The sequence below is a fragment of the uncultured Granulicatella sp. genome, assembly GCF_963516875.1.
In the GTDB taxonomy this organism is placed as follows: Bacteria; Bacillota; Bacilli; order Lactobacillales; family Aerococcaceae; genus Granulicatella.
Map to the genome: position 1 here is coordinate 21,555 of NZ_CAUQCL010000022.1, position 8,284 is coordinate 29,838.

The 8,284-nt window shown below is 34.9% G+C and carries 5 protein-coding genes and 1 rRNA gene; all 6 read left to right on the forward strand.

Annotation, left to right across the window (positions count from 1 at the left end):
* Positions 1-2 precede the first annotated feature (2 nt).
* Complete coding sequence (priA, locus tag RWM24_RS07650) at positions 3-2,402, forward strand: primosomal protein N' (protein WP_314113102.1); 2,400 nt, start codon at positions 3-5, stop codon at positions 2,400-2,402.
* 17 nt (positions 2,403-2,419) lie between these two features.
* The gene (gene fmt / locus RWM24_RS07655; RefSeq protein ID WP_314113103.1) at positions 2,420-3,376 is read left to right on the forward strand and encodes a methionyl-tRNA formyltransferase; all 957 of its coding nucleotides are present in this window, start codon (positions 2,420-2,422) and stop codon (positions 3,374-3,376) included.
* The gene (gene rsmB / locus RWM24_RS07660) at positions 3,369-4,694 is read left to right on the forward strand and encodes a 16S rRNA (cytosine(967)-C(5))-methyltransferase RsmB (RefSeq protein ID WP_314113105.1); all 1,326 of its coding nucleotides are present in this window, start codon (positions 3,369-3,371) and stop codon (positions 4,692-4,694) included. Before fmt ends, rsmB begins: the two co-directional genes overlap by 8 nt.
* 18 nt (positions 4,695-4,712) lie before the next feature.
* Positions 4,713-5,459, forward strand: coding sequence for a Stp1/IreP family PP2C-type Ser/Thr phosphatase (locus RWM24_RS07665; RefSeq protein WP_314113107.1), 747 nt, complete (start codon positions 4,713-4,715; stop codon positions 5,457-5,459).
* On the forward strand, positions 5,459-7,372 hold the full coding sequence (gene pknB, locus RWM24_RS07670) for a Stk1 family PASTA domain-containing Ser/Thr kinase (RefSeq protein ID WP_314113109.1): 1,914 nt from the start codon (positions 5,459-5,461) through the stop codon (positions 7,370-7,372). The genes RWM24_RS07665 and pknB overlap by 1 nt, the downstream gene beginning before the upstream one ends.
* A 356-nt stretch (positions 7,373-7,728) precedes the next feature.
* Positions 7,729-8,284 (forward strand): 16S ribosomal RNA (locus tag RWM24_RS07675); the annotation flags it as partial.

Genomic DNA, 8,284 nt, shown 5'->3' on the forward strand with positions numbered 1-8,284 from the left:
TCATGTTTGCACAAGTAATTGTAGATGTTCCAGTAAAACAAGTGAATCATACTTTTGATTATATCATTCCTGAAATTTTCGATGGAGAAATTGAAGTGGGAATGAGAGTAGTTGTTCCATTTGCAGGAAGAAGTGTGCAAGGCTTTGTTGTTTCTATTTCTCCTACAACAGAGTTTGAAGGTGAGTTTAAAGAAATTGAACGATTGATGGATCTTGAACCTGTTCTCTCAAAAGAAATGATTGAATTAGGGGAATATATGTCCAATCATTTATTCGCCTTTTTAATTCACTGTTATCAAACAATGTTGCCGGCGATGTTAAAAACTACAACAAGAAAATTTTTTATATTGGAAAATCCCCAAGAACACGAAGAGGTTTATCAAGAAGTTTTTAAAGGACAAACTGAAATTGAAGTAACGGATGAAATGTCAAAGGAAACACTAGCGAAGTTACTACGTTTAAAACAAAAAGGAATTATCAAAGCTAAAACATTAGTAGAAGATCGTAAACAGATTAAAACAGAAGATTGGATTGTGTTATCGTATTTACCTGAAGAATATTTGGAAATGATGAAGCAAGTTCCCAAAAATGCGGCAAAACAATTAAGATTTCTGGAAGGTTTATCCAGTTTAGAGAATACAGAAATTGCGAAAGCTGAATTTATGACTCACTTTAATGTTATTTCAGCAGATGTGAAAAAAGCTATTGATAAAGGATGGATTACGCTTGAAAAACGAGCCGTAGATAGAGACCCTTATGCAGGAAGAAAAATTGTCCACTCTAAACCATTTGAATTAAATGATGAGCAAAAACAAGTCTTTCAACAAGTGTTAGAAGAAGCGGATGATGCTTCTCATGTTTATTTATTGCAAGGCGTGACCGGTTCAGGGAAAACGGAAGTATATCTTCAATGGATTGGAGAAGCCATTCAAAAAGGAAAAAGCGCTATGATGCTTGTTCCAGAAATTTCATTAACTCCTCAAATGGTACAACGTTTCAAAGAACGATTTGGAAATCGAGTAGCTGTTTTACATAGCGGTTTGAATCCTGGAGAAAAACATGATGAATGGCAAAAAATAAAAGAAGGTAGAGCAGACATTGTTGTTGGAGCAAGATCTTCGGTATTTGCTCCATTAGAAAATATTGGCATTATTATTTTAGATGAAGAACATGAAAGTACTTATAAACAAGAAGATACTCCACGTTATCATGCTAGAGATATTGCGATTTGGAGAGGGAAATATCATCATTGCCCTGTCGTACTTGGTAGTGCAACTCCAAGTTTAGAATCTCGAGCAAGAGCGGAAAAGGGAGTTTATCGTTTATTACGTTTAACAAAGCGTGCTAAACATCAACCATTACCTCAAGTTCATGTGCTTGATATGAAACAAGAATTTCTGGCACAAAAGGGAAGTTTCTCTAAACGTCTATTACAAGCGTTAGAAGACCGATTAGAAAAAGGAGAGCAAAGTGTGTTGCTCTTAAATCGAAGAGGATATTCGTCCTTTATTATGTGTCGAGATTGTGGTTATGTATTGGAATGTCCAAATTGTGATATTTCTTTGACGCTTCATATGGATACAAAAGTGATGAAATGCCATTACTGTGGGCATGAAGAAGGGATTCCAAATCACTGTCCGAAATGTCATAGCCGACAAATTCGTTATTTCGGAACGGGAACTCAAAAACTTCAAGAAGAATTAGAACAATTATTGCCAACTGCGAGAGTTATTCGAATGGATGTTGATACAACTCGTAAAAAGGGACAACATGAAGCGTTGTTAAAACAATTTGAAGAACAAAAAGCGGATATTTTAATTGGAACACAAATGATTGCTAAAGGATTAGATTTTCCAAATGTTACTTTAGTAGGAGTCGTCAATGCAGATACAGCTTTAAATATTCCCGATTTTAGAGCGGCTGAAAAAACTTTCCAATTATTAACGCAAGTAGCAGGAAGAGCTGGTAGAGGAGATAAGGCTGGAGAGGTATTTATTCAAACGTATAATCCAGAACATTATGCGATTCAATTAGCCCAACATCATTATTACGAGGCTTTCTTTGCTCAAGAAATGAAAATGAGACATCTTGCTCATTATCCGCCGTATTATTTTACAGTGATGATTACAGTTTCTAGTGAACAAGAATATGCTGCACAAAAACAGGCATATGAAATAAAAAAGGTATTGGAAGGTAAATTATCTTCTCAATCCGTATTATTAGGACCTAGTGCAAAATCGATTGCTAGAATGAATAATCGTTATTATTATCAATTAATAATTAAATATAAAAAAGATCCAGTATTAGATATTTTATTACATGAGGTCTTAGTGAATACTCAATCGACTCTGCAATCAAAAGTAGCGGTATCCATCGATGTAGAACCTCAATATTTTTTATAAAGATTGGAAGTGGAATTTTGAAAAAAATTATTTTTATGGGGACACCCGAATTTTCAACAAAAGTTTTAGATGCTTTAGTCAGTTCAGAAGAATATGAAGTGATTGCGGTTGTGACTCAACCAGATAGACCAGTTGGACGTAAAAAAGTGATTACGCCATCACCCGTTAAAAAATATGCATTAGAGCAAAATATTGCTGTATATCAACCGGAAAAATTAACAGGTTCAGAAGAATTAGAACAATTAATGACTTTAGATACTGATTTAATTGTAACAGCTGCTTATGGTCAGTTTTTACCGAAGAAATTTTTAGAATTTCCAAAACAGGGTGCTGTCAATGTTCATGCATCCTTATTACCAAAATACCGTGGGGGAGCACCTATTCATTACGCTATTATGAATGGAGATTCTCATACAGGTGTAACGATTATGAGAATGGTTAGCAAAATGGATGCGGGAAATATTTTATCACAACGTTCTATTCCAATTGAACAAGTTGATGATGTTGCTTCTATGTTTGAAAAATTAAGTGTTGTAGGGGCGGAATTATTATTAGATACATTACCTCAAATCTTTGATGGATCAATTACTGAAATTGTACAAGATGAAGAGTTTGTAACGTATTCACCAAATATTACACGTGAACAAGAACAAATTGATTGGACAAAAGAAGCCAAAATGGTGGATTGCTTTATTCGTGGGTTACGACCTTGGCCAACTTCATTTACTGTATTAAATGGAGAACGAGTGAAAATTTGGCAAGTGAAATTGGTTGATAAAACGACTAATGAACAACCTGGAACTTTATTTGAAGGAAATCATCATTTGTATGTAGCGTGTGGAAATCAAACAGTATTAGAAATTATTGAATTACAACTTGCAGGAAAAGCTAAAATGAGTTCAGATGCCTTTATGAATGGTTTTGCTTCTGTTATTGAAGAAAAAGCTTGTTTTGAAGGGGTAAATCATGGATAAGGTTAGAAATGCAGTTGTAGACTTATTAGTTCAAGTGGAACAGGATCAATCTTATTCAACCATTAGTTTGAAAAGAGTAATTGAACAACAAAAATGGACTGCAAAAGATAAAGGTCTGTTAACCGAATTGTTTTATGGAACGATCCAGCGAAAAATGACAATCGATTTTTATGTAGCGCCTTATATTCAAAAAGCAAAGAAAATTCAACCATGGGTGAAACAATTGCTAAGAATTTCTATCTATCAAATGGTATTTTTAGATAAAATTCCTGATCATGCAGCGATTTTTGAAGCAGTACAAATTGCGAAAAAACGTGGACATCAAGGGATTGCAAAATTCGTTAATGGTGTACTAAGAAATTTCCAAAGAAATGATTTGAGAAGTTTTGAGGAAATAAAAGATGTAGACGAAAGAATGAGTGTGCAGTATAGTATTCCAAAATGGATGTATCGATTATTTAAAGAGCAGTATGGAGAAGAAACCGCGCAACAAATTTCTGAGTCTATTTTAACAGCGCCTAGTGTAAGTGTTCGTATTCAACCAAATCATTTATCGCAAGAACAAGTGAAACAACTCCTATTAGAAGAAGGAGTTCAGACTAGAAAAAGTGCCTTATCGAATAGATGTTTAATTGTTGAAGAAGGGAATGTTTTTCAATCGAAAGCTTTTGAGCAAGGACTTATTACGATTCAAGACGAAGCTTCTTCATTAGTGGCGCAAGTTGCTAATTTAGAATCAACGGATAAAGTGCTTGATACATGTGCAGCACCCGGTGGGAAAACGACGCATATTGCAAGTTATTTAGATGCATCAAAGGGCGGACATGTAGATGCCTTAGATTTATACGAACATAAATTAAAGAAAATTCAAGAAAATGCTAAAAGACTTCAAGTGGAAGATTGCATTTCGATGAAAGTATTAGATGCCCGTACCGTTCATGATGTCTTTCCAACTGAAAGTTTTGATGCAGTATTTGTAGATGTACCTTGTTCGGGGTTAGGATTAGTTCGTCGTAAACCGGATATTAAATACACAAAAGAAGCACAAGATTTAAAGAGTTTGGAAAAAATTCAACTTGATATTTTAATATCTGCGTCAAAAATGGTAAAATCAAAGGGAAGTCTAGTATATTCCACTTGCACAATAAACAGAACAGAAAATAGAGAACTAGTGAATCAATTTTTAGAAGTAAATCCAGAGTTTGAAATTGAAGCGATTGGAAAGTGGATTCATCAAGAGACAAAAGATATTACAATATTACCGAGTGATTTTAATAGTGATGGTTTTTATATTTGTAAACTAGTTAAAAAATCCTAAACATCAAGGAGGGATTGTATGAAATTTGCCATCAAAAGTGATGTTGGCCAAAGAAGAAAAGTAAATGAAGATACTGCAGGATACTTTGAAAGCAAAAATAATATCCCGCTTATGATGGTATGCGATGGTATTGGAGGTCATAATGCTGGTGAAGTTGCAAGTTCAATGGCACTTATGTCAATTGGTCAAGCATGGGAAAAAATGGATTTAGATGATATTGAAGAAGTCTACCAATGGATGATTCATAAGATTGAAGAAGCTAATAATGATATTCTTTCACGTTCCACACAATATGAGGATTTGTATGGGATGGGAACTACTCTGGTGGCAGCCATTGTAATTGGAAATCAATTAATGATTGCAAATGTAGGAGATAGTCGAGCATACGTGCTAAGAAATTTCCAATTAAAACAATTAACGGAAGACCAAAGTTTAGTCAACGCATTGTTGAAATCTGGAGAAATTACACCAGAAGAAGCAAAAAATCATCCCAATAAAAATATTGTAACTCAATCACTAGGTGTTACTTCAGTAGTAGAAATTGACTTTGTCAGAATGACTGTCAAAGAAGATGATACTTTACTATTATGTAGTGATGGATTGAGTGATATGTTATCGCTAGAAGAAATTCGAAATGTAATGAATCATTATTCTGATATAGAAAAACAAGTTAAAAAAACTGTCGAAGCAGCTAACGAAGCAGGTGGTCGTGATAATATTACGGTTGCAATTGCCAAAATACAATTACAAGAGGAGGTAGCCTAATGCTAGAAGCTGGAAAAACATTAAATGGACGTTATAAAATTCAATCTTTAATCGGTACCGGTGGAATGGCTGCGGTTTACCTAGCGAACGATTTAATTTTAGATCGATTAGTAGCAATCAAGGTTTTAAGATTAGATTTTCGACAAAATGATGATGCAATGAGAAGATTTAGACGTGAAGCATTATCAGCAACACAATTAACACATCCAAATATTGTAGGTGTTTATGATGTTGGTCAGTCACAAGAGATGAATTACATTGTGATGGAATATGTCGAAGGAACTGATTTGAAAGATTATATACGACAAAGAGGTGCTTTACATCCAATAGAAGCCGTTCGTATTATGATGCAAATTGTTTCAGCAATTGCTGCAGCTCATCAAAATAGAATTATTCATCGAGATATAAAACCACAAAATATTTTAATTGATCGTGAAGGAAATGTTAAAATAACAGATTTTGGTATTGCCGTTGCTTTATCCGATACTTCTTTAACTCAAACGAATACATTGTTAGGATCAGTTCATTATTTATCACCAGAGCAAGCAAGAGGTGGAATGGCGACGATTCAAACTGATGTTTATGCTTTAGGAATTGTGTTATATGAATTGTTAACAGGAAGAGTTCCATTTGATGGGGAGTCGGCTGTGTCGATTGCTCTGAAGCATTTTCAAGAGCCATTACCTCCTGTCATGAATCCATCAGTGATGATTCCACAAAGTTTGGAAAATATTGTTTTAAAAGCAACTGCAAAAGATCCAATGAATCGATATAGAAGTTGCTATGAAATGTTTCAAGATTTAAAAACTTGTTTAGATTCAACAAGATTATATGAAAAGAAATTTGTACCAACTAGCTTTTCGGGAGAAACAAAAGTATTATCTCCAATTACTACACAAAAAATCAAACCAATTCAATCGAGTCGTGAAATACCAATAGTAGAAATGGATGAAGAAAAAACTGTTAAGAAGAAGAGAAGATGGCCATGGGTAGCATTATTACTGACGATATCGATTGTGGGAATAATGGCATTTTTATTCTTCAAAACAAGTCCAAAAGAAGTTCAAGTACCGGATGTAACGAATTTAACAGAAGCAGCAGCTAAGATTAAACTTGCAGATGCAAAATTAAGTGTAACAGATGTAATACAAGTACAATCTGATGAAGTAGAAAGTGGAAAAGTTATTGAAACTAATCCAAAGGCTGGAAGTACCGTAAAAGAAAAGTCAAAAGTTACGCTTAAAGTAAGTTCTGGTAAAGAAGCAGTAACAATGAAAGATTATCGAAATAAAACTTATGAAACTGCAAGAGATGAATTAAAGAAATTAGGATTTACAGTAGAGAGAAAAGATGAAAACTCCGATAGTGTAGAATCAGGAAAAGTTATCTCTCAAAGTATTGCACCAAATCAAAAAGTGGAGGGCAAAGATACTCTTATAACATTAGTAGTAAGTAAAGGTGAAAATTCAATTAAAATGGCAAACTTGAAAGGATATACTCGAGAAGGGGCCATTGAATATGCTAGTGCCAATAATTTAAACTTAACAATTACAGAAGAAGAAAATGATGCAACAGTAGATACTGTTATTAGTCAATCGATCCGTGAAGGTTTAGAAATTAAAAAAGGTACACCTTTAACGATTGTGTTATCAAAAGGAAAAAAAGCACACACAGTAACAAAACAAATAGTAATCCCATATCAAAAATCAACAAACAATTCGAATAGAAAAGCTAATAAAATTTCTATTTACATTGAAGATTCGGTAAACCAGCTTCAAAATGTATATAACACTTTAGAAATTAGCGAAGATACAAGTGTGAATTTAACATTTAGTTTAACTAATACTCAACCAACGGGTAAATATAAAATTGTTAGTGATGGTAAGGAAATTACTTCTGGAACCGTTCAATAATGTGAAAGACTGTAGCCTAAAAAACTACAGTCTCTTTTTTGCGAAAAATATAAAAAAAGTTAAGAAATGGACTTGCAAAGAAAAAAAAACTATGGTAAATTATAAACACTGTTAACGAACGTTCGCTTTTAAAGCGTTTGAAAATTACTAAAAAAATATGTTGACAGACAAAAACGCCTATGATAATATATAGGAGTTGTTGCGATAAGCGACGTTGACCTTTGAAAACTAAACAAAGAAGACAAACCAAATGTGTAGGGACTTCACGAAAGTGAAGAAACAACAATTTCTTTTCTCTAAGGAGAAAAACAATAAGTCAGTAATTAAATGAGCTTTCAAAAGCTTATGAAAAGTATTTTCATGAGAGTTTGATCCTGGCTCAGGACGAACGCTGGCGGCGTGCCTAATACATGCAAGTCGAACGAGAGCGACCGGTGCTTGCACTGGTCAATCTAGTGGCGAACGGGTGAGTAACACGTGGGTAACCTGCCCATCAGAGGGGGATAACATTCGGAAACGGATGCTAAAACCGCATAGGTTCTTTAGTCGCATGACTGAAGAAGGAAAAGAGGCTTCGGCTTCTGCTGATGGATGGACCCGCGGTGCATTAGCTAGTTGGTGAGGTAACGGCTCACCAAGGCCGTGATGCATAGCCGACCTGAGAGGGTGATCGGCCACATTGGGACTGAGACACGGCCCAAACTCCTACGGGAGGCAGCAGTAGGGAATCTTCCGCAATGGACGCAAGTCTGACGGAGCAACGCCGCGTGAGTGAAGAAGGATTTCGGTTCGTAAAACTCTGTTGTTAGAGAAGAACAGCGCATAGAGTAACTGTTATGCGTGTGACGGTATCTAACTAGAAAGCCACGGCTAACTACGTGCCAGCAGCCGCGGTAATACGTAGGTGGCAAG

Bases quoted from the DNA above. Each gene is read 5' to 3' on its own strand.
- priA (WP_314113102.1), top strand. From the start codon at position 3: ATGTTTGCACAAGTAATTGTAGATGTTCCAGTAAAACAAGTGAATCAT.
- rsmB (WP_314113105.1), top strand. From the start codon at position 3,369: ATGGATAAGGTTAGAAATGCAGTTGTAGACTTATTAGTTCAAGTGGAA.
- RWM24_RS07665 (WP_314113107.1), top strand. From the start codon at position 4,713: ATGAAATTTGCCATCAAAAGTGATGTTGGCCAAAGAAGAAAAGTAAAT.
- pknB (WP_314113109.1), top strand. From the start codon at position 5,459: ATGCTAGAAGCTGGAAAAACATTAAATGGACGTTATAAAATTCAATCT.